The sequence below is a fragment of the Streptomyces sp. E-08 genome, assembly GCF_049913095.1.
Lineage (GTDB): Bacteria > Actinomycetota > Actinomycetes > Streptomycetales > Streptomycetaceae > Streptomyces.
In genome coordinates, this window is record NZ_CP183971.1 from 6,768,963 (window position 1) to 6,793,544 (window position 24,582).

General features: G+C 72.8%; 25 protein-coding genes. 19 read left to right on the top strand and 6 right to left on the bottom strand.

What is annotated here, in order from left to right; translation table 11 throughout:
* Window positions 1–36: 36 nt before the first annotated feature.
* Window positions 37–780, bottom strand: a complete 744-nt coding sequence (locus tag ACN9MM_RS31140) for an SDR family NAD(P)-dependent oxidoreductase (RefSeq protein ID WP_426367037.1) — start codon at window positions 778–780, stop codon at window positions 37–39.
* 171 nt (window positions 781–951) lie between these two features.
* Here ACN9MM_RS31140 and ACN9MM_RS31145 point away from each other — a divergent pair, with 171 nt between their 5' ends.
* The 3 genes from ACN9MM_RS31145 to ACN9MM_RS31155 all read left to right on the top strand — a co-directional run bounded on the left by ACN9MM_RS31145 (window position 952) and on the right by ACN9MM_RS31155 (window position 2,979).
* Window positions 952–1,560, top strand: a complete 609-nt coding sequence (locus ACN9MM_RS31145) for a dihydrofolate reductase family protein (protein WP_426367038.1) — start codon at window positions 952–954, stop codon at window positions 1,558–1,560.
* Window positions 1,561–1,675: 115 nt separating this feature from the next.
* Window positions 1,676–2,611, top strand: a complete 936-nt coding sequence (locus ACN9MM_RS31150) for a DMT family transporter (protein WP_426367039.1) — start codon at window positions 1,676–1,678, stop codon at window positions 2,609–2,611.
* 11 nt (window positions 2,612–2,622) lie between these two features.
* Window positions 2,623–2,979 carry a hypothetical protein gene (locus tag ACN9MM_RS31155; RefSeq protein WP_426367041.1) on the top strand — a complete coding sequence of 119 codons (357 nt, stop codon included), beginning with the start codon at window positions 2,623–2,625 and terminating at the stop codon, window positions 2,977–2,979.
* Between the two features lie 33 nt (window positions 2,980–3,012).
* On the opposite strand, the gene ACN9MM_RS31160 is transcribed toward ACN9MM_RS31155, so the two are convergent.
* Window positions 3,013–3,234, bottom strand: a complete 222-nt coding sequence (locus ACN9MM_RS31160; RefSeq protein ID WP_426367043.1) for a hypothetical protein — start codon at window positions 3,232–3,234, stop codon at window positions 3,013–3,015.
* A 146-nt stretch (window positions 3,235–3,380) separates the two neighbouring features.
* Between ACN9MM_RS31160 and ACN9MM_RS31165 the strand changes: the two genes are divergently transcribed.
* The 3 genes from ACN9MM_RS31165 to ACN9MM_RS31175 are packed head-to-tail and all read left to right on the top strand — an operon-like array spanning window position 3,381 to window position 6,465.
* The gene (locus ACN9MM_RS31165) at window positions 3,381–4,592 is read left to right on the top strand and encodes a sensor histidine kinase (protein ID WP_426367044.1); all 1,212 of its coding nucleotides are present in this window, start codon (window positions 3,381–3,383) and stop codon (window positions 4,590–4,592) included.
* On the top strand, window positions 4,589–5,269 hold the full coding sequence (locus ACN9MM_RS31170) for a response regulator (RefSeq protein ID WP_426367045.1): 681 nt from the start codon (window positions 4,589–4,591) through the stop codon (window positions 5,267–5,269). The genes ACN9MM_RS31165 and ACN9MM_RS31170 overlap by 4 nt, the downstream gene beginning before the upstream one ends.
* 17 nt (window positions 5,270–5,286) lie before the next feature.
* Window positions 5,287–6,465, top strand: coding sequence for a cytochrome P450 family protein (locus ACN9MM_RS31175; RefSeq protein ID WP_426367046.1), 1,179 nt, complete (start codon window positions 5,287–5,289; stop codon window positions 6,463–6,465).
* A gap of 63 nt (window positions 6,466–6,528) precedes the next feature.
* On the opposite strand, the gene ACN9MM_RS31180 is transcribed toward ACN9MM_RS31175, so the two are convergent.
* Complete coding sequence (locus tag ACN9MM_RS31180; protein WP_426367047.1) at window positions 6,529–7,524, bottom strand: Gfo/Idh/MocA family protein; 996 nt, start codon at window positions 7,522–7,524, stop codon at window positions 6,529–6,531.
* Window positions 7,525–7,678: 154 nt separating this feature from the next.
* On the opposite strand from ACN9MM_RS31180, the gene ACN9MM_RS31185 reads away from it, so the two are divergent.
* The 11 genes from ACN9MM_RS31185 to ACN9MM_RS31235 all read left to right on the top strand — a co-directional run bounded on the left by ACN9MM_RS31185 (window position 7,679) and on the right by ACN9MM_RS31235 (window position 17,424).
* Window positions 7,679–8,398, top strand: coding sequence for a GntR family transcriptional regulator (locus tag ACN9MM_RS31185; protein WP_426368867.1), 720 nt, complete (start codon window positions 7,679–7,681; stop codon window positions 8,396–8,398).
* 88 nt (window positions 8,399–8,486) lie between these two features.
* Window positions 8,487–9,506 (top strand): sugar ABC transporter substrate-binding protein, encoded by a 1,020-nt coding sequence (locus tag ACN9MM_RS31190; RefSeq protein ID WP_426367049.1) that lies wholly within the window; start codon window positions 8,487–8,489, stop codon window positions 9,504–9,506.
* Window positions 9,503–10,558 (top strand): ABC transporter permease, encoded by a 1,056-nt coding sequence (locus ACN9MM_RS31195; protein WP_426367051.1) that lies wholly within the window; start codon window positions 9,503–9,505, stop codon window positions 10,556–10,558. The genes ACN9MM_RS31190 and ACN9MM_RS31195 overlap by 4 nt, the downstream gene beginning before the upstream one ends.
* Entirely contained in the window at window positions 10,555–11,349 is a 795-nt protein-coding gene (locus ACN9MM_RS31200; protein WP_426367052.1) for an ATP-binding cassette domain-containing protein, read from the top strand. The genes ACN9MM_RS31195 and ACN9MM_RS31200 overlap by 4 nt, the downstream gene beginning before the upstream one ends.
* 56 nt (window positions 11,350–11,405) lie before the next feature.
* The gene (locus tag ACN9MM_RS31205) at window positions 11,406–12,581 is read left to right on the top strand and encodes an ROK family glucokinase (protein ID WP_426367053.1); all 1,176 of its coding nucleotides are present in this window, start codon (window positions 11,406–11,408) and stop codon (window positions 12,579–12,581) included.
* The gene (locus ACN9MM_RS31210; RefSeq protein ID WP_426367054.1) at window positions 12,578–13,156 is read left to right on the top strand and encodes a hypothetical protein; all 579 of its coding nucleotides are present in this window, start codon (window positions 12,578–12,580) and stop codon (window positions 13,154–13,156) included. Before ACN9MM_RS31205 ends, ACN9MM_RS31210 begins: the two co-directional genes overlap by 4 nt.
* A gap of 94 nt (window positions 13,157–13,250) precedes the next feature.
* A complete protein-coding gene (locus ACN9MM_RS31215) occupies window positions 13,251–14,102 on the top strand; it encodes a YhjD/YihY/BrkB family envelope integrity protein (protein WP_426367055.1) in 852 nt (283 codons plus the stop codon).
* Window positions 14,103–14,170: 68 nt separating this feature from the next.
* Window positions 14,171–15,430: an alpha/beta fold hydrolase gene (locus ACN9MM_RS31220; RefSeq protein ID WP_426367056.1), complete on the top strand. Its 1,260-nt coding sequence runs from the start codon at window positions 14,171–14,173 to the stop codon at window positions 15,428–15,430.
* A gap of 10 nt (window positions 15,431–15,440) precedes the next feature.
* Complete coding sequence (locus tag ACN9MM_RS31225; RefSeq protein ID WP_426367057.1) at window positions 15,441–16,073, top strand: MBL fold metallo-hydrolase; 633 nt, start codon at window positions 15,441–15,443, stop codon at window positions 16,071–16,073.
* 46 nt (window positions 16,074–16,119) lie between these two features.
* Window positions 16,120–16,899: an exodeoxyribonuclease III gene (locus ACN9MM_RS31230; RefSeq protein ID WP_426367059.1), complete on the top strand. Its 780-nt coding sequence runs from the start codon at window positions 16,120–16,122 to the stop codon at window positions 16,897–16,899.
* A gap of 81 nt (window positions 16,900–16,980) precedes the next feature.
* Window positions 16,981–17,424, top strand: a complete 444-nt coding sequence (locus ACN9MM_RS31235; RefSeq protein WP_426367060.1) for a DUF6278 family protein — start codon at window positions 16,981–16,983, stop codon at window positions 17,422–17,424.
* A gap of 316 nt (window positions 17,425–17,740) precedes the next feature.
* On the opposite strand, the gene ACN9MM_RS31240 is transcribed toward ACN9MM_RS31235, so the two are convergent.
* Complete coding sequence (locus ACN9MM_RS31240) at window positions 17,741–19,294, bottom strand: CocE/NonD family hydrolase (RefSeq protein WP_426367062.1); 1,554 nt, start codon at window positions 19,292–19,294, stop codon at window positions 17,741–17,743.
* A gap of 92 nt (window positions 19,295–19,386) precedes the next feature.
* The gene (locus ACN9MM_RS31245) at window positions 19,387–20,574 is read right to left on the bottom strand and encodes a hypothetical protein (protein ID WP_426367064.1); all 1,188 of its coding nucleotides are present in this window, start codon (window positions 20,572–20,574) and stop codon (window positions 19,387–19,389) included.
* A 148-nt stretch (window positions 20,575–20,722) separates the two neighbouring features.
* On the opposite strand from ACN9MM_RS31245, the gene ACN9MM_RS31250 reads away from it, so the two are divergent.
* Window positions 20,723–21,979, top strand: a complete 1,257-nt coding sequence (locus ACN9MM_RS31250) for a cytochrome P450 (protein WP_426367065.1) — start codon at window positions 20,723–20,725, stop codon at window positions 21,977–21,979.
* On the opposite strand, the gene ACN9MM_RS31255 is transcribed toward ACN9MM_RS31250, so the two are convergent.
* Window positions 21,930–22,664: a hypothetical protein gene (locus ACN9MM_RS31255; RefSeq protein WP_426367066.1), complete on the bottom strand. Its 735-nt coding sequence runs from the start codon at window positions 22,662–22,664 to the stop codon at window positions 21,930–21,932. The genes ACN9MM_RS31250 and ACN9MM_RS31255 overlap by 50 nt on opposite strands.
* Window positions 22,665–22,768: 104 nt before the next feature.
* Here ACN9MM_RS31255 and ggt point away from each other — a divergent pair, with 104 nt between their 5' ends.
* Window positions 22,769–24,577, top strand: a complete 1,809-nt coding sequence (ggt, locus tag ACN9MM_RS31260; protein WP_426367067.1) for a gamma-glutamyltransferase — start codon at window positions 22,769–22,771, stop codon at window positions 24,575–24,577.
* Window positions 24,578–24,582 lie beyond the last annotated feature (5 nt).

Here is a 24,582-nt window from a genome sequence, read left to right on the forward strand (position 1 = left end):
CCCCTCTTCAGGGGCGCTTTCCCTCCCGTCCGGGCGTTACGCCGCGTGCCCGCCGTCCACCGAGAACTCGGCGCCCGTCACGTACCGTCCGCCCGGCCCCGCCAGGAAGGCGACCATCGCCGCCACCTCGTCCGGGGTGCCGAAGCGGCCGAGCGCCGTCATGGCCGCCTGCCCCTCCGCGTACGGCCCGTCCGCCGGGTTCATGTCGGTGTCGACGGGACCGGGGTGGACGATGTTCGCCGTGATGCCGCGCCCGCCCAGCTCCCGTGCGAGCGCCTTCGTCAGGCCGATCAGCGCCGCCTTGCTCGTCGTGTACAGGGTCCCGCCGGGGCCCGGCACCCGCTGGGTCATGCAGGTGCCGATCGTGACGATCCGCCCGCCCCCGGAGAACCGCGCGGCCGCCGCCTGCGAGGCGAGGAAGGCCGCCCGGACGTTCACCGCGAGCACCCGGTCCACGTCCGCGAGGGACAGCGACTCCAGCGGGCCGAGGACGCCGGCGCCGACGTTGTTCACCAGGACGTCGAGGCGCCCGAGGGCGTCCGCCGCCCACTCCACCGCGCCCGCAGCGTCCCCGGCGTCGGCCGCGTCGGCCCGCAGGGGCAGCGCCTTGCGGCCGGCCGCCTCGATCCGCGCGGCGACCTCCTTGGCCCGCGCCTCGTCCTGGACGTAGGTGAAGGCCACGTCGGCGCCCTCCTGGGCCAGCCGTACCGCCGTCGCCGCGCCGATCCCCCGGCTGCCACCCGTCACCAGGACCGCCGCCGTGCCGTTCATCGTGGACATCCCGAAACCTCCGTGAGAAGAACCAAGTGGTTGCGGGTTCAATGAAAGTCGGTGGGGTGCCCCGAAGCTGGCGGGAATCGGACTCCGACCCGATCACCGATGAGTTCCGCCGGGCCGCGGAGTCGGAAGGGGTGAGACACGATGGTCCGGAGAACAGAAAGGGCACCCACCATGGCCACCCTCAGCCTCACCCAGTTCCTCACCCTCGACGGCGTCATCCAGGCACCCGGAGGCCCCGAGGAGGACCGCAGCAGCGGATTCGGGCACGGCGGCTGGTCCGTTCCCTTCGGCGACGAGGACTTCGGGCAGCGCATCACCGAGATCTTCGAGCGGCCGACCGCCTTCCTCCTCGGCCGCCACACCTACGACATCTTCGCGGGCTACTGGCCGAAGCACACCGACCCCGCGGACCCCGTCGCCTCCAAGCTCAACGGCCTCCCCAAGTACGTCGCCACCACCACCCTCACCTCGGCGGACTGGGAGAACACCACCCTGCTCCGCGGTGACGTCGTCGAAGAGGTCGCCGCCCTCAAGGAGCGGATCGACGGCGAGATCCAGATGCACGGCAGCGCGGGCCTGGCCCGCACCCTCCTCGACCACGACCTCATCGACACCCTCCATCTGCACGTCTTTCCCGTGGTCCTGGGCACCGGCCGCCGCCTGTTCACCGAAGGCGTCCGCCCCACGGCCTTCCGCCTCACCGACGCGCGCACCAGCAGCACGGGTGTCGCCCTCCACACGTACGAACTGGCCGGCCGCCCCACGTACGGCAGCTACTGAGCCGGAGGCGGCGGGAAAGGTGTAGCCGCCACGGGCCCCTGCGGGTACGGTGATCGCTCCACGTGCGAGCCGTCGAAGTCTCCACCACGCCCCAAGAGTTGGAGATTCGGCCGCAATGTCAGCTTCGTCGTCGATTGCCGCACCCCTGTCCCTGGGCGCCCCGCGCCGGGCCTGGCTCACCGACCTGCCCGTCCTGCTCGTCGCCGTCGTCTGGGGCACCAGCTATCTCGCGGCCAAGGGCATCACCACCGGCCACACCGTCATCGCGGTCCTCGTGCTGCGGTTCGCCGTGGTGCTGCCCGTCCTCGTCGCCGCGGGCCGGCGCAGGCTGCGCGCCCTGAGCGCGGCCCAGTGGCGCGGCGCGGCGACGCTCGGACTGATCCTCAGCGGGATCTTCCTCCTGGAGACGTACGGCGTCGTCCACACCTCCGCGACCAACGCGGGCCTGATCATCAGCCTCACCATGATCTTCACCCCGCTCGCCGAGGCCGCCGTCACCCGCGTCAGACCGCCCCGGGCCTTCCTCGCCGCCGCCGCGCTCTCCGTCGCCGGTGTCGTCCTGCTGACCCAGTCCGGCGGATTCACCGCCCCCTCCCTCGGTGATCTGCTCATGCTGCTCGCCGCCCTCGCCCGTACCGTCCACGTCCTGGCCATGTCCCGGATCAAGGCGGTCCGTTCGGCCGACTCGCTCTCCCTCACCACCGTCCAGCTCGGCTCCGCCGTCGCCGTGTTCGCCGTCATCGCCGCCTTCCCCGGCACCGGCGCCTCGCCCTGGGCCGTGGCCCTCGACTTCGGCCCCCGCGAGTGGGCGGGGCTCCTCTTCCTCTCCGTCTTCTGCACGCTCTTCGCCTTCTTCGTGCAGATGTGGGCCGTCCGCCGCACCTCGCCGTCCCGGGTCAGCCTCCTGCTCGGCACGGAGCCGCTCTGGGCCGCCGCAGCGGGCATCGCCCTCGCCGGCGACCGCCCCGGCGTCCTCGGGATCGCGGGCGCGATCCTCGTTCTCGCGGGCACCAGTTGGGGCCGCCGCACGGCCGACGGCGACGCCCGGTAGGTTCCTCGATCATGAGTTCACTCGTGTACGACAACAGCTTCCGCGCCCGGGCCCGGCGCACCCAGGGCTGGGGTCTGGGCCTGCTCGCCGTGGCAGGCCTGCTCTGGGTCTGGTTCGGCGTCCTCCTCCTCACCCCGTACGACGACGCCGACGGCGGCGGCAGCCCCTGCCCCGCCCTCCTCAGCAGCGACTACGTCCACGAGAAGGACTGCGTCGCGTCCCGCGACTGGCCCGGGACTCTCGCCGTGCTCGGCGGCTCCGTCCCCTTCGCCGTCGTCGGTGCGGTCCTCTTCACGAGCGGCGCCGTCTCCCACCGCATGGCCGAGCACCTCGCCGAGGTCAACCGCCTCGACCGGGCGAGCGCCTGAGCCGGATCCGGAAGCACGCCGGAAACCACCGTCTCAGTCCTGAGCCATGCGGCTCGCCCCTATCGCGAGGGCCAGGCCGAGGATCGCGACGACGATGTTCGCGAACAGCTCCCGGCCCTCCAGGAACCCCACGTTCTCCGTGAGGAACCGGGTCAGACCCAGGAAGTGGAACCAGCCGCCGGTCATCTCGCGGATCACTCCTGCCACACCGGCCACGAGCAGGATCGCTCCGAGGCCCTCAAGGAATTTCTTCATGATCCGATGATGGCCGGGCGGGCCCGACGGCCGCGTCCGCCGCTCGTCTACGGCGACCGATACCAAAGTATCGACCTGGGTGACTCCGGTAGCCCGACGGCCCGCACGGCCGGTGGACCGCCCCCGGCCTGCGTACATTTGCGGACATGACTCGCACGGACCGGCAGCGCTGGCTGCTCCCCTCCCACCTGGTCGAACCGGGCGGGGGCGGGGCGGCCCGGCCCCGCCGTACCGTCCGCGACTGGATCGTGGACACCTCCCTCTTCCTCCTCGCCGCCTTCGTCGGCCTCATCGCCGCCGACACCAGCGCGCAGTACACCAGCGAGCCCGTCAGCCTCTTCGACCAGCTCGCCGGAGCCGCCGCCTGCTGCGCCCTCTGGGGGCGCCGCCGCTGGCCGGTCGGGCTCGCCGTCGCCCTGTCCGTGGCGAACACGGTGGCCCCGGTCGCCGCGGGCGCCCTCCTCGCGAGCCTCTTCAGCGTGGCCGTGCGCCGGCCGTTCCGCGAGGTCGGCTGGATCGTGGCGTTCGCCGCCGTCACCTCCACGATCCAGGTCTTCGTCCGCCCCGACCCCACCACCGACTTCTGGCTCTCCATCGCCCTCGGCTTCCTCCTCATCCTGCTCGTCACCGCCTGGGGCATGCTCGTCCGCGCCCGCCGCCAGCTCGTCGAAGCCCTCAGGGAACGCGCCCGCCGCGCCGAGGCCGAGGCCGAACTGCGCGCCGCCCAGGCCCAGCGCCTCGCCCGCGAGGCCATCGCCCGGGAGATGCACGACGTGCTCGCCCACCGGCTCACCCTGCTGAGCGTGCACGCCGGAGCCCTGGAGTTCCGGCCGGACGCCCCGCCCGAGCAGATCGCCCGCGCCGCCGGGGTCATCCGGGACAGCGCCCACGAAGCCCTCCAGGACCTCCGCGAGATCATCGGCGTCCTGCGCGCGCCCGGCGAGAACGGCGAGGGCGACCGGCCCCAGCCCACCCTCGCCACCCTCGAAGCGCTGGTCGGCGAGTCCCGCGAGGCCGGTACGGAGGTCGTCCTCGACAGCACCGTCGACGACCCGGCCGCGGTACCGGCCGCCACCGGCCGCACCGTCTACCGCATCGCGCAGGAAGGCCTCACCAACGCCCGCAAGCACGCCCCCGGCACCACGGTGACCGTCACCGTCCGGGGCCGCCCCGGCGAAGGCCTCACCGTCGACGTCCACAACCCGGCCCCCGCGGGCCCGGTCCCGCACGTCCCCGGCTCGGGCCAGGGCCTCATCGGCCTCACCGAACGCGCCGCCCTCGCCGGCGGCCGGATGGAACACGGCCGGGCCCCCGACGGCGGGTTCGCCCTGCACGCCTGGCTACCGTGGCCCCCATGACCATCCGGCTGCTTCTCGTCGACGACGACCCCATGGTCCGCGCGGGCCTCACCTTCATGCTCGGCGGCGCCGACGACCTCGAGATCGTCGGCGAGGGCGCCGACGGCCGCGAGGTCCCCGAACTCGTCGCCCGGCACGCCCCGGACGTCGTCCTCATGGACATCCGCATGCCCCACGTGGACGGTCTGACCGCCACCGAACGCCTGCGCGCCCAGCCCGGTGCCCCCGAGGTCGTCGTCCTCACCACCTTCCACGCCGACGAACAGGTGCTGCGCGCCCTGCGGGCCGGCGCCGCCGGGTTCCTCCTCAAGGACACGCCTCCCGCCGAGATCGTCGCCGCCGTCCGCCGGGTCGTCGCCGGCGACCCCGTCCTCTCGCCGGCCGTCACCCGCCAGCTCATGACCCACGTGGCGGTGGAGCAGGACCGGTCCGACCGGCCCCGCCGCGCCACGGCCGCCGGCCGGCTCGCCGAACTCGCCGACCGCGAGCGGGAGGTGGCCGTCGCCGTCGGGCACGGCCGGTCCAACGCGGAGATCGCCGCCGAGCTGTACATGAGCGTCCCCACGGTCAAGGCCCACGTCTCCCGGATCCTCGCCAAGCTCGGCCTCAACAACCGTGTCCAGATCGCGCTCCTGGTCCACGACGCGGGCCTCGTCGACGAGGAGGAGAACGACTAGTCGGATAGTCTGCCTCGATGTCCGTCATCGAACTGGGGGAGTACGGCGCGGACTTCACCGCGAACCCGTACCCCTTCTACGCGAAGCTCCGCGAAGCAGGTCCCGTCCACGAGATCCGGATGCCCGACGGCTTCCAGTTCTGGCTGGTCGTCGGCCACGAGGAAGGGCGCGCGGCGCTGGCCGATCCCCGGCTCGCCAAGTCCCCGTCCGTCATCGGCGTCCGGCCGCCGGAGGAGGACGTCATCGGCGTCCACCTCCTCTCGGCGGACGCCCCCGACCACACCCGGCTGCGCCGCCTGGTCACCGCGGAGTTCACCGGCCGCCGCGTCGAGAGCCTGCGGCCCCGCATCGAGCGGCTCACCCACGAGCTCGCCGACGCCATGGAACCGGCCGGCCGCGCCGACCTCGTCGACGCCTACGCGTTCCCGCTGCCGATCACCGTCATCTGCGAACTCCTCGGCGTCCCCGCCGCGGACCGCGAGACCTTCCGCGGCTGGTCCAACGAGCTCGTCACCCCGACCGGCGAGCGGGGCATCCTCGACGCGCTGGAGGGCTTCGGCGGCTACCTCGACGGCCTCATCGAGGACAAGCGCGCCGCCGGCCCCGCCGACGACCTGCTCTCCGGCCTCATCGCCGCCCGCGCCGAGGACGGCGACCGGCTCTCCGGCCCCGAACTCCGCGCCATGGCCTACCTGTTGCTCATCGCCGGGCACGAGACCACCGTCAACCTGATCTCCAACACCGTCCGCAACCTGCTCACCCACCCCGAGCAGCTCGCCGCCCTGCGCGCGGACCCGTCCCTCCTCGACGGAGCCATCGAGGAATCCCTGCGGTACGACGGGCCGGTGGAGACCGGCACCTTCCGCTTCACCGGGGAGCCCGTCACCATCGGCGACACCGTGATCCCCGCCGGGCAGAGCGTCCTGGTGGGCATCGGCGCGCTCGACCGGGACCCGGCCCGCTTCCCCGAGCCCGACCGCTTCGACATCCGCCGCGACACCAGGGGCCACCTCGCCTTCGGCCACGGCATCCACTACTGCCTGGGCGCCCCGCTCGCCCGCCTGGAGGGCAGGATCGCCCTTCGCACCCTCCTGGACCGCTTCCCCCGGCTCGAACTCGACCCCGAGGGCGCGCCCTGGGAGTGGCTGCCGGGCCTCCTGATGCGCGGCGTCCGGCAGCTGCCGGTCCGATGGTGAGACACGGCTAGGGGGTGTCTTGCCGATCAGGCCGGGCTCGCGGCGTGATCGACAAGACGCCCCCTAGCGGCTGTCCAGCCGCACCGGACCCCGCTCCCGCCGCGAGCGCTCGCACGCCTCGGCGATCCTGAGGGCCGCCAGGGCCTCCCGGCCGTCGCAGGCGTTGGGCGCCTCGCCGCGCACCAGGCGGACGAAGGCGTCCAGCTCCGCCTCGTACGCGGGGGCGAACCGCTCCAGGAAACCCGGCCAGGGCTTTCCCGGGGCGGGCGGGCCCTGCGGCTCCACCGAGGCGAGCGGGCTCCGGTCGTCCAGGCCCACCACGATCTGGTCCCGCTCGCCCGCCAGCTCCATGCGGACGTCGTACCCGGCGCCGTTGCACCGGGTCGCGGTCGCCGTCACCAGTGTGCCGTCGTCCAGGGTGAGCACGGCCGCCGCCGTGTCCACGTCGCCCGCCGCACGGAACATCGCGGGGCCCGCGTCCGAGCCCGTCGCGTACACCTCGACGACCTCCCGCCCGGTCACCCAGCGGACGATGTCGAAGTCGTGCACGAGACAGTCGCGGAAGAGACCGCCGGAGAGCGGCAGGTACGCGGCGGGCGGAGGCTCCGGGTCGGAGGTCACGGCCCGCACGGTGTGCAGCCGGCCGAGCCGCCCCGACCGCACCGCCTCGCGCGCCGCCCGGTACCCCGCGTCGAAGCGGCGCATGAACCCCAGCTGGAGCACCGTGCCCGCCTCCGCCACCGCGTCGAGCGCGGCCAGCGTCCCCGGCACGTCCAGGGCGATCGGCTTCTCGCAGAAGACCGGCAGGCCCGCCCCGGCGGCGCGGGAGATCAGCTCCGCGTGCGCCGCCGTCGCCGAGGCGATCACGACGGCGTCCAGGGCGTGCCCGAGCAGCGCGTCCACGTCCGGCGCCGCCTCCGCCCCGAGCGCCCCCGCGACCCCGGCCGCCCGGACGGCGTCCGCGTCGGCCACGACCAGCGACTCGACCTCCGGGTGCCGGGCCAGCACACCCGCGTGGAAGCTCCCGATCCGTCCCGTACCGATGAGTCCGATGCGCATGGCCCCACCGTGGAGCCGGGCGCACCCAGTGTCAAGGATGTGTCAGGACAACCGGATGTCATGGCTTCCCGTCATCTGCTTCCTGTCATCAGTGACCCCGGGCTACGCTCCCCCCGTGCCCAAGCAGTCCGGCTCCCCCCTGCCCCCGCTCGCCGTGGACCGCACCAGTCCGGTCCCGCTCTACTTCCAGCTCGCCCAGCAGCTGGAGAGCGCCGTGGAGAACGGGACGCTGTCCCCGGGCACCCTCCTCGGCAACGAGATCGACCTCGCCTCCCGCCTGGGCCTCTCCCGGCCCACCGTCCGCCAGGCCATCCAGACCCTCGTCGACAAAGGCCTCCTGGTCCGCCGCCGGGGCGTCGGCACCCAGGTCGTGCACAGCAGGGTCCGGCGCCCGATGGAGCTCAGCAGCCTTTACGACGACCTCGCCGCCGCCGGGCAGCGCCCCGCCACCCGGGTCCTGGCCAACCGCCTCGAACCCGCCGCGGGACCGGTCGCCGCGGCCCTCGGCGTACCGGAGGGCACCGAGGTCCGCTACCTGGAACGGCTCCGCACCGCGCACGGCGAACCCATGGCGTACCTCCGCAACCACCTGCCCGCCGGGATCGTCGACCCGGACACCGGGCTCCTGGAGACCACCGGCCTCTACCGCCTGCTCCGCTCCGCCGCCCTCACCCTGCACAGCGCCCGGCAGGCCGTCGGCGCCCGCGCGGCGACCGCCGAGGAGGCCGCGCTCCTCGACGAGCCGGAGGGCGCCCCGCTGCTCACCATGGAGCGCGTCACCTTCGACGACACCGGACGCGCCGTCGAGTACGGCTCCCACCTCTACCGGGCCGCCCGCTACTCCTTCGAGTTCCAGCTGATGGTCCGTCCGTAGCCACTCCAGGGGGCCCCTCACCAGTGCCGCGACCCGCATGACCGATACTGCAATGCACGCAGAAGGACACAAAGGAGGGCACGGTCTCGTGACCAGGCTTCGGACAGGAGGGGTACGCGCCGCAGTCGGCGCCGTGCTCGCCCTCGCACTCACCGCGGCGCTCGCCGGGTGCAGCAGCACCGGCGGAAAGCGGGCGGAGGACGCACGCAAGGCCGCCGAGGCCCAGGGCAGGGCGGCCGTCGACACCCCCCGGTGGACCTTCGCCATGGTGACCCACTCGGGCGACGGCGACACCTTCTGGGACATCGTCCAGAAGGGCGCCAAGCAGGCCGCCGCCAAGGACAACATCAACTTCCTCTACGCCCACAGCGACGAGGCCCAGCAGCAGGCGCAGCTGATCGACTCGTACGTCGCCAAGGGCGTCGACGGGCTGATCGTCACCCTCGCCAAGCCCGACGCCATGAAGGCCGCCGTCGAGAAGGCCGTCAAGGCCGGCATCCCGGTGATCACCGTGAACTCGGGCGCCGAGGTGTCCAAGGCCTACGGGGCGCTCACCCACATCGGCCAGGACGAGACCGTCGCCGGCGAGGCCGTCGGCGAGGAGCTCGACAAGCGAGGGAAGAAGAAGGCCCTCTGCGTCCTGCACGAGCAGGGCAACGTCGGCCACGAGCAGCGCTGCGCAGGTGTGAAGAAGACCTTCGACGGCGAGCTCGTGAACCTGTACGTCGACGGCACCAACATGCCCGACGTCAAGGCCTCCATCGAGGCCAAGCTCCAGTCCGACAAAGCCGTCGACGCCGTCGTCACCCTCGGCGCCCCCTTCGCCGACACCGCCGTCCAGGCTGCGAAGAGCGCGGGCAGCAAGGCCGAGGTCGACACCTTCGACCTCAACGCCAAGGTCGCGACGTCCCTGGAGGCCGGCACCCTCGGCTTCGCCGTCGACCAGCAGCCCTACCTCCAGGGCTACGAGGCCGTCGACCTGCTCTGGCTCTACCGCTACAACGCCGACGTCCTCGGCGGCGGCAAGCCGGTCCTGACCGGCCCCCAGATCATCACCAAGGACCAGGCCGCCGCGCTGAAGCAGTACGCGGATCGGGGCACCCGATGAGCTCCACCGCCCCGCGGTCGGACGGTGTCGACCACGTCGACGAACGGCTGCTCCGCACCACCCCCCTGAAGAAGCTGATGGGCCGCCCCGAGCTCGGCTCGGTCGTCGGCGCGATCGCCGTCTTCGTCTTCTTCGCGGTGGTCGCCGACAGCTTCCTCGAACCCGCCAGCCTCGGCACCGTCCTCTACGCGGCCTCCACCATCGGCATCATGGCCGTGCCGGTCGCCCTGCTGATGATCGGCGGCGAGTTCGACCTCTCCGCCGGTGTCCTGGTCACCAGCTCCGCGCTCGTCTCGTCGATGTTCAGCTACCAGATGACGGCGAACGTCTGGGTCGGCGTCGGCGTCTCGCTGCTCGTCACCCTGGCGATCGGCGTCTTCAACGGCTTCATGCTGACCCGCACCAAGCTGCCCAGCTTCATCATCACGCTCGGCACCTTCCTCATGCTGACCGGCCTGAACCTGGGCCTCACCAAACTGATCAGCGGCACCGTCTCCACCAAGACCATCGCCGACATGGAGGGCTTCGCCTCCGCGCGGAAGCTCTTCGCCTCGGAGGTCACGATCGGCGGCGTCGAGTTCAAGGTCACCATCCTGTGGTGGTTCGGCCTCGTCGCCCTCGCCACCTGGATCCTGCTCCGCACCCGCTTCGGCAACTGGATCTTCGCCGTGGGCGGCGGCGCCGACGCGGCCCGCGCGGTCGGCGTCCCCGTCTACCGCACGAAGATCGGCCTCTACATGGGCGTGGCCTTCTGCGCCTGGATCTCCGGCCAGCACCTGCTCTTCTCCTTCGACGTCGTCCAGTCCGGCGAAGGCGTCGGCAACGAGCTGATCTACATCATCGCGGCCGTCATCGGCGGCTGCCTGATCACCGGCGGATACGGCTCGGCCATCGGCTCGGCCGTCGGCGCCCTCATCTTCGGCATGACCAGCAAGGGCATCGTGTACGCCGAATGGAACCCCGACTGGTTCAAGTTCTTCCTGGGAGCGATGCTCCTCCTGGCGACCCTGCTGAACGCCTGGATCCGCAAGCGCGTGGAGGCGACCAAGTGACCACGGAGCCGACCCCGCTCGTCGAGCTGACCGGCGTCAGCAAGTACTACGGCAACATCCGCGCCCTCGAAGGCGTCTCCCTGGAGGTCCGCGCGGGCGAGATCTCCTGCGTCCTCGGCGACAACGGAGCCGGCAAGTCCACCCTCATCAAGATCGTCGCCGGCCTGCACCGGCACGACGCCGGCACCTTCCGCATCGAGGGCGAGGAGGTCACCCTCGCCAACCCGCGCGAGGCCCTCGACCGGGGGATCGCCACGGTCTACCAGGACCTCGCCGTCGTCCCCCTCATGCCGGTCTGGCGGAACTTCTTCCTCGGCTCCGAGCCGACGAGGGGATCCGGCCCCTTCAAGCGGCTCGACGTCGGCCTGATGCGCTCCACCACGCGCGAGGCGCTGCTCCGCATGGGCATCGACCTCCGTGACGTCGACCAGCCGATCGGGACCCTCTCCGGCGGCGAGCGCCAGTGCGTGGCCATCGCCCGCGCCGTCCACTTCGGCGCCAAGGTCCTCGTCCTCGACGAGCCGACCGCCGCCCTCGGCGTCAAGCAGTCCGGGGTCGTCCTCAAGTACGTCGCCGCCGCCCGCGACGAGGGCCTCGGCGTGGTCCTCATCACGCACAACCCGCACCACGCCTACCTCGTCGGCGACCGTTTCGTCCTGCTCCAGCGGGGCGTCATGGCGGCGAGCCACACCAAGGACTCCGTCACCCTCGACGAGTTGACCCGGCAGATGGCGGGCGGCAGCGAGCTGGAGGACCTGCGCCACGAGCTGGAGCGGCCGAACGGCACGTGACCGGCGCCGGGCGACGTGACGACCCCTTCACACCCCACCTGGCAGAATCGGAGCCGATGAGTACCTACCGTGACCTCGCCCACCGGGGAGCCGCCCGCGGGACCGTGCTGCGCACCGTCGGGACCCGGGAGCGGCGCTCCCACCTGACGGCGCCCCGGGTGCCGACCGTCGGCATCGACATCGGCGGTACGAAGGTGATGGCCGGCGTCGTCGACGCCGACGGCAACATCCTGGAGAAGCTCCGCACGGAGACCCCGGACAAGTCCAAGAGCCCCAAGGTCGTCGAGGACACCATCGTCGAACTGGTCCTGGACCTCTCCGACCGGCACGACGTGCACGCCGTCGGCATCGGCGCGGCCGGCTGGGTGGACGCCGACCGGGCCAGGGTCCTCTTCGCCCCGCACCTCGCCTGGCGCAACGAACCCCTCCGCGACGCCCTCCAGGGCCGCCTCGCCGTCCCCGTCATGGTCGACAACGACGCCAACACCGCCGCCTGGGCCGAGTGGCGCTTCGGCGCCGGACGCGGCGAGGACCACCTCGTCATGATCACCCTCGGCACCGGCATCGGCGGCGCCATCCTGGAGGACGGCCAGGTCAAGCGGGGCAAGTATGGCGTCGCGGGCGAGTTCGGCCACATGCAGGTCGTCCCCGGCGGCCACCGCTGCCCCTGCGGCAACCGCGGCTGCTGGGAGCAGTACAGCTCCGGGAACGCGCTGGTCCGCGAGGCCCGCGAACTCGCCGCGGCCGACTCCCCGGTCGCGTACGAGATCATCGAGCGGGTCAAGGGGAACATCCCCGAGATCACCGGCCCGCTCATCACCGAGCTCGCCCGCGAGGGCGACGCCATGTGCGTCGAGCTCCTCCAGGACATCGGCCAGTGGCTCGGCGTCGGCATCGCCAACCTCGCCGCCGCCCTCGACCCCTCCTGCTTCGTCATCGGCGGCGGCGTCTCCGCCGCCGACGACCTGCTCATCGGCCCCGCCAGGGACGCCTTCCGCCGCCACCTCACCGGCCGCGGCTACCGTCCCGAGGCCCGCATCACCCGCGCCCAGCTCGGCCCCGAGGCCGGCATGGTCGGTGCCGCCGACCTCGCCCGGCTCGTCGCCCGCCGCTTCCGCCGCGCCAACCGCCGCCGCGTCGAGCGGTACGAACGGTACGAGCGCTACGCCCAGGCCCTGCGCAACGGGACCTCGGGCCGGACCGCACGTACCCCCGAGGACCCGCCTTCATGACCGTGCCCCACCAGTCCACCGCGTCCCGCCCCCCGCAGGAGAAGCTGCCCGAGGACCGGCGGCACATGATCCGCCGCCGCTGGCTGACGGCCGTCATCATCGTGCTGCTCGTCGGCATCCCGGCCGGCTACCTCGTCATCTCCGCGGGCCAGAGCCGCGACAGCGGCCGGGACAAGGAGCGCGAGTCGTCGGCGGCCGGCCTCCAGGACAACTGGCCCTCGCTGATGAAGCGCCGGGTCTTCGAGGTCCCGATCCCCGCCGGGGCCTGGGGCGTCGCCTACTACGAGACCAGCAACTGGAAGACGAGCCGGCTGTACGTCCAGTTCACGACGACCGCCGGCGGGCTCGACGCCTTCCTCGCCGAGTCCGGGACCTCCCGCTCCGCGCTCACCCCGGGCCGGATCACCGTCGGCGAGCGCGACGCCGAAATCGCCGGCTGGGCCTTCGCCGACGGCATGACCTGGGCGGGCACCACGGTCACCCGCGAGGCACCCCGCCCGCACAGCGACATCACCGTCGACCTCACCGACCCCGCCTTCCCCCGCGTGTACGCGGTCTCCACCACGAGCCCCTGACGCCCGGACCTCCCCCGGAGGAAGCCCCCGGCTCGCGCGCGGACGCGCCGTCACGTCCAATGGCGGGACGGGCCGGGCGGGGTCGGGAGGCGGGATGTCGTGGGCGACCCGGGTGCGGAACATCCGCGCCGGAGCCGAGAGACGCTTTCCCGTCCTCACGGAACTGACCGCCAGACTGGTCAGCGGGAACCTCCTGGACGCGGCGACCCGGCTCGCGGCCCAGGCCTTCCTGGCCGCCGTACCCCTGCTGTTCGCCCTCGCGGCCTTCGCCCCGAGCGGCGTGCGGCACCAGATGCTGGAGTCCCTCCGCGCCATCTTCGGACTCACCGGCTCCTCCGACCAGCAGCTCCAGCAGGTCCTGAACGGCAACAGCAGCGACAAGGAAGACGACGCCCTGCGGGACACCACCGGCGTCGTGGGTGCCCTCGTCGCCCTGGTGTCGGCCACGAGCTTCAGCCGCGCCATGGCCAGGGTCTGCGAACGGGCCTGGCGGCTGCCCAAGGCCGGGACCCGGATCGGGGCCTGGCGATGGACCGTGTGGCTGCTCGCCCTGGTCGTGGTGGTCCTGCTCCAGGCCCCCCTCCGTGACGGCTTCGGAGCCGGCGCCTGGCTGGGCCTGCCGCTGTACTTCCTGGTCAGCACGTGCGTGTGGCTGTGGACCCAGCACCTCCTGCTCGCCAAGCGGATCCGCTGGCTGCCCCTGCTGCCCGGCGCCCTCCTGGCGGGCACCGCGACGACCGTCCTCGGCCTCACCGCACGGCTCTACATGCCGGGCGCCCTCGACCGCGCGCTGGCCGAGTACGGCTCACTGGGCATGGTCCTGACCATGCTGTCCTGGCTGATCGTGGTCTGCGCCGCCCTCACCTTCGCCGTCACCATCGGAGCGGTCCTCGCCCAGGAGCCCCCGCTCGACCGCTACCTCGGCACGGACCTCCACGACGGCTGAGTCAAGCGAACCAGGACAATCCGACCCCCTCCCGGTGGGGGACGGCCGGATGTGAGAGCGTGCAGGACGTGAGTGAGACACCGACGAACACCCTGCAATACCGTGTCGACGGGCGAGAGGACGCCCCGGTCCTGGTCCTGGGACCGTCCCTCGGCACGACCTTCCACATGTGGGACCGGCAGATACCGGACCTCACCCGCGAGTGGCGGGTCGTCCGCTTCGACCTCCCGGGACACGGGGGCGCGCCCGCGGAGCCCTTCACCTCCGTCGCCGAGCTCGGCGACCGGCTCCTCGCCACCCTGGACGAGATCGGCGTCCAGCGCTTCGGATACGCGGGCTGCTCGTTCGGCGGCGCCGTCGGCCTCGACCTCGCCCTCCGCGCGCCCCACCGGGTCGCCTCCCTCGCCCTGGTCGCCACCTCGCCCCGGTTCGGCACCGCCGACGAGTTCCGCCAGCGCGGTGTCATCGTCCGCGCCAACGGCCTGGAGCCGATGGCCCGCACCGCCCCCGAGCAGTGGTTCACGCCCTTCTTCGCCGGCGCGCAGCCCGCCATCGTCGACTGGGCCGTCCAGATGGTCCGGACGACCGACCCCGCCTGCTACATCGCCGCCTGCGAGGCCCTGGCCGTCTTCGACGTCCGTGAGGCCCTCGGCAGCATCGGGATCCCCGCCCTGGTCCTCGTCGGCTCCGAGGACCAGGTCACCGGACCGGCCGAGGCCCGCACCCTGGTCGCCGGCATCGCCGACGCCCGGCTCGCCGTCGTCCCCGGCGCCTCGCACCTCGCCCCCGTCGAGCAGCCCGCCGCCGTCACCGACCTGCTCACCGAGCACTTCTCCGGCACCGCCCAGGAGCCCAGCGGCACCCTCGCCGTGCCGCCGCCGCCCCCGCCGCCGGTCCCCGCCGCCGAGCCCGCCCCGGCCGCCCCGGACGCCGAGCCCGCCGCGACCGGCCGGCCCGACCCGTACGAGAAGGGACTCGGACTGCGCCGCGAGGTCCTCGGCGACGCCCATGTCGACCAGGCCCTCGCCGACGACCCCGACGGGGCCTTCCAGGAGCTCGTCACCCGGTACGCCTGGGGCGAGGTGTGGAGCCGCGAGGGCCTCGACCGGCGCACCCGCAGCGTCGTCACCCTCACCGCCCTCATCGCCGGAGGTCACCGGGAGGCACTCGCCGACCACACCCGCGCCGCCCTCCGCAACGGTCTGTCGCCCGAGGAGCTCCGCGAGATCGTCCTCCACACGGGCGCGTACTGCGGGCTCCCGGCCGCCGAGACCGCGCTGCGGGTCGTCACCCGGGTCACCGCGGAGGAGACGACGCCCCCGGCGTAGCCTGGGCCCCGTGAAGCTGACGAAGAAGTCCCACGCCTGCGTGCGGCTGGAGAAGGACGGCCGCACGCTCGTCCTCGACCCCGGCATGTTCACCGAGGAGGACGCCGTCCTCGGAGCCGACGCGCTGCTCGTCACCCACGAGCACCCCGACCACTTCGACGAGGCCCGCCTGCGCGCCGCCCTGGACGCGAACGCGGCCGCCGAGATCTGGACGCTGCGCAGCGTCGCCGACCGGCTCTCGGCGGCCTTCCCGGGGCGGGTGCACACCGTCGGGCACGGCGACACCTTCACGGCCGCCGGCTTCGACGTCCAGGTCCACGGCGAGCTGCACGCGGTGATCCACCCGGACATCCCGCGCATCACCAACGTCGGCTACCTCGTCGACGGCGCCGTCTTCCACCCCGGCGACGCGCTCACCGTGCCCGACCACCCCGTCGACACGCTGCTGCTGCCCGTCATGGCCCCCTGGAACAAGATCTCCGAGGTCATCGACTACGTGCGCGAGGTCCGGCCGCGCCGGGCGTACGACATCCACGACGCCCTGCTCACCGACCTCGCCCGGCCCATCTACGACCGTCAGATCGGAGCACTCGGCGGCACCGAGCACGCCCGCCTCGCGTCCGGCGCGTCCGCCGAGCTCTGAGCGGCGGGAAGGCCGACTGTCACACCCCGCCAGTAGGCTTGCGCCCATGCGCATCGCCACCTGGAACGTCAATTCGATCACCGCCCGGCTGCCCCGGCTCCTGGCCTGGCTGGAGAGCAGCGGCACCGACGTGCTGTGCATCCAGGAGACCAAGTGCACCGCCGAGCAGTTCCCCACCGAGGAGCTGCGCGCCCTGGGCTACGAGTCCGTGGTCAACGCCACCGGGCGGTGGAACGGCGTGGCCCTCGTCTCCCGCGTCGGCCTCGCCGACGTGGTCACCGGACTGCCCGGCGGCCCGGAGTACGACGGGGTGGAGGAGCCCCGGGCGATCTCGGCGACCTGCGGCCCGGTCCGCGTCTGGTCGGTGTACGTGCCGAACGGCCGCGAGGTCGCCCACGAGCACTACGCCTACAAGCTCCGCTGGCTGGAGGCCCTCAAGGCGGCCGTCGCGGAGGACGCGGCGGGGGAGCGCCCGTTCGCGGTCCTCGGCGACTACAACATCGCGCCGGCCGACGAGGACGTCTGGGACATCGCCGTCTTCGACGGTGCCACGCACGTGACGGAGCCGGAGCGGGCCGCGCTCGCCGGGCTCCGCGAGACCGGCCTCTCCGATGTGGTCCCGCGCCCCCTCAAGTACGACCACCCGTTCACGTACTGGGACTACCGCCAGCTCTGCTTCCCGAAGAACAAGGGCATGCGCATCGACCTGGTCTACGGGAACAAGCCGTTCGCCGAGGCGGTCTCCGACAGCTTCGTGGACCGCGAGGAGCGCAAGGGCAAGGGCGCGTCGGACCACGCTCCCGTCGTCGTCGACCTCGACGTCTGACCGGTCCTTCCGGCCCGGCGGCGGAGATCATTTCCGCGCGCCGGGTGGTCGACCGGCAGGTGACGGTGCGAGGCTGTTCCGATGAACATCCCCTTTCTGGACCACTGGCGAAAGCGGCATGAGCCCGAGCCCGCGGACTCCCCCCTGGTCGCGGCCTTCGACCGCGACCCGGAGGGAGTGGCCGAGCTCCTCTCGGAGTGCGAGCTGCTGCGTTCCCGTGTCGGGGAGGCCGGGGTGGCCCTGGACGACACCCCGAGCTCCCTCCAGGAGCTCGACCAGCTGCCGCCCCGCTGGCGAAACGATCCGGAAGAGCTCCCCTGGTTCGGGAACGACGCCGGTCTCTACCTCGGCACCGTGATCGTCCGGAACGTGCCGGGCGCCCGGTGGCAGGTGTGGCCCGGTGGCGGGCCCGTCGTGCGGCTGGCCTCCGGCCGGGAGATCCAGGTCGTCGAGGCCGGTCTCGACTGGGCGATGTCGGGCGCCCCGCAGCTCTCCCAGGTGTACGCGGAGGCCTCCGAGCACTGAGACCCGGCGTCCCTCACGACGCTCCCGCACCACGGATACGCCACCCTTTGCGGTAAATACGGCTAATTCCCGTTTCATGCGTGTCGGGCGGGAAGTCCCTTCTTCTCGTGGATAGTTTGCGCTGACCGCGACACCGCTGAGAAATGGGGCAGGGCAGCGCATGGCCGTCGCCGATCCGCTGATCGAACAAGCGCTGAGCGGGGTGGGAACCATGCAGCGCACCCGCCCTGGACGTCGCGCCGGCCGACCCGGGGACGCTGCTGCCGGGACAGCAGTAGCGGGCACGGAGCCGCACCCGCCCGGCAGCAGCCGGTGATCACTCCCCCCGCAGCGGGACCGACACGTACGAGGGGTCGGCCGCCGGGGAGGAGAAGGTCAGCTGCGCGCCGGTCGGGTTGTGCTCGATGTAGAGCGGGTCGACGGTGTCGACGACCAGCGCGAGCCGGTGCCCGGCCGGGACGTCGTAGGCCGTCGAGAAGAGATCCAGGTCGACGCCGAACGGCTGCCCGGGGGTCCGGTCGTGGAAGGTGTACGGGGCGTTGCTGACCAGCTTCCCGAGACCGAGCGGACCCACGTCGTAGAGGTACGCGACGAGCGTGCCGCTCTCCCTGGTGGAGCTGACCGTCGTGTGCACCCGCACCGTGCCGCGCACCCGCTGCGGGGTGTCGTATCGCTCGGACTGCCAGACGCCGGCGAAGGCGCGGGGGAGGAGGGGCACCGAGGCGACGGGCGGGGCCTGGAAGAACTGGTCCAGGAGGTTGGAGAGCATGACGATGCCGCCGTTGGCGCCGGAGTCGACGTTCGCCCAGATCCGCTGCGTGCCGCCGAGGTCGAACCTCCGCCGGTTCGCGTCCAGGGACTTCCAGTCGGGATAGCCCTCGTAGGAGGCGTCGGAGCGGGGCTTGAGCCGGACGGGCTGCTCGCGGTCGATGCCGTTGTCGTCGCCCTTGAGGTAGTGGTCGAACCAGCGGTGGGCGCTGGTCCAGGTGTCGTTGGGCAGACCGAGGAGGCCGGTGGCCTCGGCGGTGGCGTGGTCGCCCGGCCGGAACTCGAGACGCTTGGGGCCCGTGAGCTTCTCATAGAAGCTCGCGTACTGGTTGGGCGGGAAGATGGTGTCGCCCCAGGCGTTGCCGAGCATGATCGCGGCGCCGTTGGCGTTGATCCGGTCGAGCTGCTCGACGGCGGAGCGCTTGCGGCCCCAGGCGATCATGTCCTCCTCCTTGTCCAGGTTGGAGGAGAGGAAGTCGCCCAGGATCTCCTGGAGTTCGGGGCCGGGGCGGCCGGTCAGGTAGCCGGCGCCGCCGAGCAGTGCGGCGGCCTGGAGGTGCTGGGTGCGGCCGCTGTAGATGGACTCGATCAGGTCGGCCCAGCCGCTGAGCGCGGCGACGGCCTTGATCCGGGGGTCGTTGGCGGCGGCGAGCAGGCTGATCCCCGCGCCGTACGAGACGCCCGCCATGCCCACGTGGCCGGGGTCGGCCGGGGTGTTCGCGAGGGCCCAGTCGATCACCTTGGAGGCGTCGGCTATGTCCTTCGGGCCCGCGGTCTCGATCTCCCCGCCGGACTGCCAGAAGCCGCGCGAGTTGTAACTCACCACGACGTAACCGGAGTCGGCGAGCTTCTGGGCCTGGGCGAGGTACTCGACCTGGGGCATGGCCCAGCTGGTGGGCAGCACGATCAGGGGGTGGCGGGAGGCCGCGCCGGCTCCGGCGGGCGTGACGACGTTCGCCTTGAGGACGGTGCCGCCCTCTCCGGCGATGTCGACGAAGCGGATGGATCCGGCGGTCTCGGCGGCCTGGGCGACGGGGGCGGACCCGAGGGCCGTCCCGGCCACGAGGGCGGCCGAGACGGCGAGGACCAGGGATGCGCGCACGGGGCACTCCTCACTGGGGGGCACTGTTGGGGGGCAGTGAAAGTGACCCGACGGTAACCGCAGCCCTTTACCCGTGGTAACCGGTCGGTAAGTTACGTGCGGGTAACGATTGGCGGATCGCCCAGGAGGGCGGTGGCCTCCGCCAGGTCGGCGTGGGCCTCCGCGTGCCGCCCGGTCGCCACGAGGAACATCGCCCGGTCGGTGAGGGCCTGGGGGAGCGCGGTCGCGGCGTCCTCCATCCGGCGGGCGAGCGCGACCCCCTCGTCGAACCGCGGCCGCAGGGACCCCGCGGTCCCGTGGGAGTGCCCGAAGTGTGCCGTCCGGAGGGTCAGCCTGCGGTGGACGGCGTACAGCCGGGGGAGCGCTCCGGCGGCGGCGAGGCGGGCGGTCTCCGCCTCGAGGGCGGGGATGCCCGCGCGGTAGGCCTCCCGCACGTCCGGCGACCAGTGGACACCGTGGACGCCGAAGGGCGGCATCGGGGCCCCGGGGGACGCAGTCGGCTCGCCGGAGCGGCCCGACAGCACGAACAGCACGGCCCACAGGGCGTCCATGGGGTCGCCGGACTCGCCCCGCTCCGCCAGTCGCGCGACCACGTCCAGCGCTTCCCGGCGGGTGGCCGCCCCCTCGCCCGGCCGTCCGGCGTCCTCCAGGAGCCGCGCGTGGTGGACCAGCTCCCACGCCAGGTCCGGGGGCGGCGTCCCCGTCTCGGCGGCCCGTCGGCGCCCGGCCCTCACGGTCCGGGAGAAGGCCTCCGCCGCCTCTTCGTGGCGTCCGGCGGCGGACAGTTCGGCAGCCAGTTCGTACACGTCCCACGCCGGGAAGCCCGGCCCCGCGGCCGGCCGGCGCCGGTGGATCTCCGCGGCCTCCCGATGGCGCCCCTCCTCGGCGAGGACGTACGCCAGGCGACCGGTCCCGTCCAGGGCGTGCATCTCCTCGCACACCGCCCGTCCCTCCGCCCGCCGCCCGAGGGCGAAGAGCTCGCGCTCGTACACTCCGAGGGCGCGGCGCAGCAGCTCCACCCGGTTCGGAGCGCCGGCCTCGATCCGGCGTGCGGTGTCCACCGCTTCGGCGTACAGCGGCAGTTCCGCCCCCGGCACGGTGGTGCGGTGGCCCGTCAGCAGCAGCGCGCCCACCAGCTTCGGCAGGTAGGCCCGCGGACTCACCTCAGCCAGCACCCGGTACGCGCCCAGCTCCTCCCGGAGGTCCAGCCGCCCCGATCCGAGCAGCAGCACCCGCGCCCGCAGTACCGCGTCCTCGTCGTACTTCCGCGTGTTCCCCATGTGCCCCCTGTTCTCCGTGTGATGCACGACGGAGATTCTGGGAGTCGGGGGACAGCCCGGACAAGGCTCTCGAACTGTGCGTTCCGTCCTACGAAAACCGCCCCTGACCTGTCATGATGGTGACGTCTTCACTCCGATGGGAGGGCCGGTGCAGAGCAGGATCGTCGCACCCGACGTGTTCGATCCCCGGATCTACGCCGCCGGCGTCCCGCACGACCGCTTCCGGGTCCTGCGCGACCGGGCGCCCGTCTCCTGGCAGGAGGAGCCGGAGCTCCTCGGCTGGCCCGCCGGACCCGGCTTCTGGGCCGTCACCCGGCATGCCGACGTCGTCCGGGTGCTGAAGGACTCGGGGGCGTACTCCTCGCACCTCGGCGCCACCCAGATCCGCGATCCCGACCCCGCCGACCTGCCGTTCATCCGGCGCATGATGCTCAATCAGGACCCGCCGGAGCACGGGAGATTGAGGCGTCTCGTCAGCCGGGCCTTCACGCCCGGGCGGATCGAGCGCTTCTCCGCGACCGCCCGCGACCGGGCCCGCGACCTGCTCGCCGCCGCGTTCGCCGACGGCGGCGAGGTGGACCTCGTGCGCGCGGTCACCGACGACTACGCACTGCTCAACCTCACCGACCTGCTGGGCGTGCCGGCGAGCGACCGGGGGCTCCTGCACACCTGGACCGAACGGGTCATCGCCTACCAGGACCCCGACGAACCGCCCGTCCTCGACGCCGGGGGGCGGCCGGTCAACCCCCGCTCGCCCGCCATGCTCGCCGAGATGTTCGGCTACGCCCAGGAGCTCGCCGCGTACAAGAGGAGGCACCCGGCGGACGACGTCATGAGCGTGCTCGCCGCCTCCGAACTCGCCGACGCCGAACTGGAGATGTTCTTCTTCCTGCTGACCGTCGCGGGGAACGACACCGTCCGCGGCGCGGCCCCGGGCGGAATCCTCGCCCTCGCCGAACACCCCGAGGAGCAGGCGAGGTTGTGGCGGGGGGACGTCTCCCTGGACACCGCGGTGGACGAACTCCTGCGCGTCCACCCGCCCGTGCTCTCCTTCCGCCGCACCGCCGTCCGCGACACCGAGCTGGCCGGGCGCAGGATCCGGGCGGGCGACAAGGTCGTCGTCTTCCACGCCTCCGCCAACCACGACGAGCGGGTCTTCCCCGATCCGCACCGCCTGGACCTCGGCCGGACCCCGAACCCGCACGTCTCCTTCGGCGACGGACCGCACGTCTGCCTCGGCGCCCACTTCGCCCGGCTCCAGCTCCGGGTGTTCTACGAGGAGGTGCGCGCGGCCTGCGGCGGGCTCGAACTCGCCGGGCCGCCCCGGCGCCTCGTCTCCAACTTCATCAACGGGATCAAGACGCTGCCGGTTCGACCACGGGGGCCGTCCGCGCCGCGCTCGTGACGTCGGCCACCAGCTCCACCACATCGGGGCCGTACGCCTGCGAGTTGACCACCTTGAGGAGCAGCACGAACGAGCCGTCCGGCCCGTACTTGCCGGTCAGCGCCTTGTGGTGGCGGGCCAGATGCCGCGCCGCGGCCTGATTGGTGACCGCGGCCTGGCCGCAGATCAGGAACACCGGCCGGGCGCCCTCGCCGCGCGTGACGCGCGCGAGGACGACGTACTCGTCGACCCCCCACTCCGGGCGGTAGGACGTGCCCGCCACGGTGATCATCCCCCGGTCCTCGCGCGGCTCCTGCTCGACGTTCATCGTGAGCCCCGGCAGGAGGTTCGGCAGATGGGCCGCCATGCGCCGGTTGGAGTAGGGGCCGCCGATGCAGAACTCGGCTATCTCCCCGAGGCCCTGACGGGCCGTGTCGTGCTGGACGACACGCGGCCGCGCCCCGCAGTCCTTGATCAGCGCCGAGAGTTCGAGCAGCGCCGACACGTCGGTGGCGTGCACCCCGCGCTCGCTGCCGGCCAGACGGTTCACCACGAGCAGACACTCCGAACCGGACGGCAGTCCGAAGAAGGCCTGCTTGCGGCGCATCCGCCGTCGCCAGAAGTAGGTGCGGGTCAGCCACCCGAGGGAGCCGCTGACGCCGGTGGCCAGGACACCGAGCACCACGTTGCGCACGTCTTCGTTCATGGGCGCGCATGCTAGCGGCGATCCGGCCTCCAGTTCGAGGCGGTCCTGACGGGAGGCCGCGCGGGAAGTTACGCTGCGCGGACGGTTGTTGACTGGAGGTAGGAATGCGTCGCTCCGCCGCTGGCAGGGTCTCACTTCTCGCCGTCGCGGCGACGGTGCTCTCGATGGGCGCCGCCGCACCACCGAAGGCCCCGCCCGTCGTCGGCCCACCCGTCAAGGAACCCATCGCCGTCGGTTACGGCGGCGCCGTGGCCAGCGTCGACGCCGACGCCTCTGCGGCCGGCATCGAAGTGCTCCGCAAGGGCGGCAACGCGGTCGACGCCGCCGTCGCCGTCGCGGCCGCCCTCGGCGTCACCGAGCCGTACTCGGCGGGCATCGGGGGCGGCGGCTACTTCGTGTACTACGACGTGAAGAGCCGCACCGTGCGGACCGTCGACGGCCGCGAGACCGCGCCCCGCTCCGCCGGCGCCGGCCTGTTCGTGGAGAACGGCACGCCCATCCCCTTCGAGGAGGGCCAGACCAGCGGCCTCGGCGTCGGCGTCCCCGGCACCCCCGCCACCTGGAAGGCCGCTCTGGACGCCTGGGGCACCAAACGGCTCGGCACCCTGCTCGAACCCGCCGAGCGGCTCGCCCGCGAGGGCTTCACCGTCGACCCCACCTTCCGCTCCCAGACCGCGGGCAACGAGGCCCGGTTCCGTGACTTCCCGGCCACCTCCGCGCTCTTCCTGCCCGGCGGGCAGCTGCCCGTGGTCGGCTCCGTCTTCAAGAACCCCGACCTCGCCCGTACGTACGAGAAGCTCGGCCGCGAAGGCGTCGGCGCCCTCTACCGGGGGCCGCTGGCCCGGGACATCGTGAACACCGTCCGCAAGCCCCCTCTCCGCGAGGGCGCCACCCGGACCGTCCGCCCCGGCGACCTGACGGAGGCCGACCTCGCCGCGTACCGCACCGAGTCCCGCAGGCCCACGAAGGTCTCGTACCGGGGCCTCGACGTCTACGGCATGGCCCCGTCCTCCTCCGGCGGCACCAGCGTCGGCGAGGCGCTCAACATCCTGGAGGGCACCGACCTCTCGGCGGCCTCCCAGGCCCAGTACCTGCACCGCTTCATCGAGGCCAGCCGCATCGCCTTCGCCGACCGGGGCCGCTGGGTCGGCGACCCGGCGTTCGAGTCCGTGCCGACGCGCGGGCTCCTCTCCCAGCGGTTCGCCGACTCCCGGGCCTGCCTGATCCGCGACGACGCCGCCCTCACCAGCCCGCTCGCCCCGGGCGACCCCAGCAGCCCGGTGCCGTGCGCGACCGGCGGCACCGCCGCCCCGACCACGTACGAGGGCGAGAACACCACCCATCTGACGGTGGCCGACAAGTGGGGCAACATCGTCGCCTACACCCTCACCATCGAGTCCACCGGCGGCAGCGGCATCACCGTGCCCGGCCGGGGCTTCCTGCTCAACAACGAGCTGACCGACTTCTCCTTCGCCCCGGCGAACCCGGCCGTCCACGACCCGAACCTGCCCGGCCCCGGCAAGCGGCCGCGCTCCTCGATCTCGCCGACGATCGTCCTCGACCGGCACGACCGGCCCGTCCTCGCGCTCGGCTCCCCGGGCGGCGCGACCATCATCACCACGGTGCTCCAGACCCTGACGGGCGTCCTGGACCGGGGCCTGCCCCTCGTCGACGCGATCGCCGCGCCGCGTGCCAGCCAGCGCAACCAGACCACCACCGAACTCGAACCCGCCCTGTGGAACAGCCCGCTGAGGACGGAACTGGAGGGCATCGGGCACGGCTTCCGGCAGAACCCGGAGATCGGCGCGGCGACCGGCGTCCAGCGCCTCCCCGACGGCCGCTGGGTGGCGGCCGCGGAGACGGTCCGCCGGGGTGGCGGCTCGGCGATGGTCGTGCGGCCCGACGCGGGCTAGGAGGA

What these genes read in the sequence shown, in the direction of transcription:
- ACN9MM_RS31140 (WP_426367037.1), bottom strand. Translation starts at nt 780, where the DNA reads ATGTCCACGATGAACGGCACGGCGGCGGTCCTGGTGACGGGTGGCAGC.
- ACN9MM_RS31145 (WP_426367038.1), top strand. Translation starts at nt 952, where the DNA reads ATGGCCACCCTCAGCCTCACCCAGTTCCTCACCCTCGACGGCGTCATC.
- ACN9MM_RS31150 (WP_426367039.1), top strand. Translation starts at nt 1,676, where the DNA reads ATGTCAGCTTCGTCGTCGATTGCCGCACCCCTGTCCCTGGGCGCCCCG.
- ACN9MM_RS31155 (WP_426367041.1), top strand. Translation starts at nt 2,623, where the DNA reads ATGAGTTCACTCGTGTACGACAACAGCTTCCGCGCCCGGGCCCGGCGC.
- ACN9MM_RS31160 (WP_426367043.1), bottom strand. Translation starts at nt 3,234, where the DNA reads ATGAAGAAATTCCTTGAGGGCCTCGGAGCGATCCTGCTCGTGGCCGGT.
- ACN9MM_RS31165 (WP_426367044.1), top strand. Translation starts at nt 3,381, where the DNA reads ATGACTCGCACGGACCGGCAGCGCTGGCTGCTCCCCTCCCACCTGGTC.
- ACN9MM_RS31170 (WP_426367045.1), top strand. Translation starts at nt 4,589, where the DNA reads ATGACCATCCGGCTGCTTCTCGTCGACGACGACCCCATGGTCCGCGCG.
- ACN9MM_RS31175 (WP_426367046.1), top strand. Translation starts at nt 5,287, where the DNA reads ATGTCCGTCATCGAACTGGGGGAGTACGGCGCGGACTTCACCGCGAAC.
- ACN9MM_RS31180 (WP_426367047.1), bottom strand. Translation starts at nt 7,524, where the DNA reads ATGCGCATCGGACTCATCGGTACGGGACGGATCGGGAGCTTCCACGCG.
- ACN9MM_RS31195 (WP_426367051.1), top strand. Translation starts at nt 9,503, where the DNA reads ATGAGCTCCACCGCCCCGCGGTCGGACGGTGTCGACCACGTCGACGAA.
- ACN9MM_RS31205 (WP_426367053.1), top strand. Translation starts at nt 11,406, where the DNA reads ATGAGTACCTACCGTGACCTCGCCCACCGGGGAGCCGCCCGCGGGACC.
- ACN9MM_RS31210 (WP_426367054.1), top strand. Translation starts at nt 12,578, where the DNA reads ATGACCGTGCCCCACCAGTCCACCGCGTCCCGCCCCCCGCAGGAGAAG.
- ACN9MM_RS31215 (WP_426367055.1), top strand. Translation starts at nt 13,251, where the DNA reads ATGTCGTGGGCGACCCGGGTGCGGAACATCCGCGCCGGAGCCGAGAGA.
- ACN9MM_RS31230 (WP_426367059.1), top strand. Translation starts at nt 16,120, where the DNA reads ATGCGCATCGCCACCTGGAACGTCAATTCGATCACCGCCCGGCTGCCC.
- ACN9MM_RS31235 (WP_426367060.1), top strand. Translation starts at nt 16,981, where the DNA reads ATGAACATCCCCTTTCTGGACCACTGGCGAAAGCGGCATGAGCCCGAG.
- ACN9MM_RS31245 (WP_426367064.1), bottom strand. Translation starts at nt 20,574, where the DNA reads ATGGGGAACACGCGGAAGTACGACGAGGACGCGGTACTGCGGGCGCGG.
- ACN9MM_RS31255 (WP_426367066.1), bottom strand. Translation starts at nt 22,664, where the DNA reads ATGAACGAAGACGTGCGCAACGTGGTGCTCGGTGTCCTGGCCACCGGC.
- ggt (WP_426367067.1), top strand. Translation starts at nt 22,769, where the DNA reads ATGCGTCGCTCCGCCGCTGGCAGGGTCTCACTTCTCGCCGTCGCGGCG.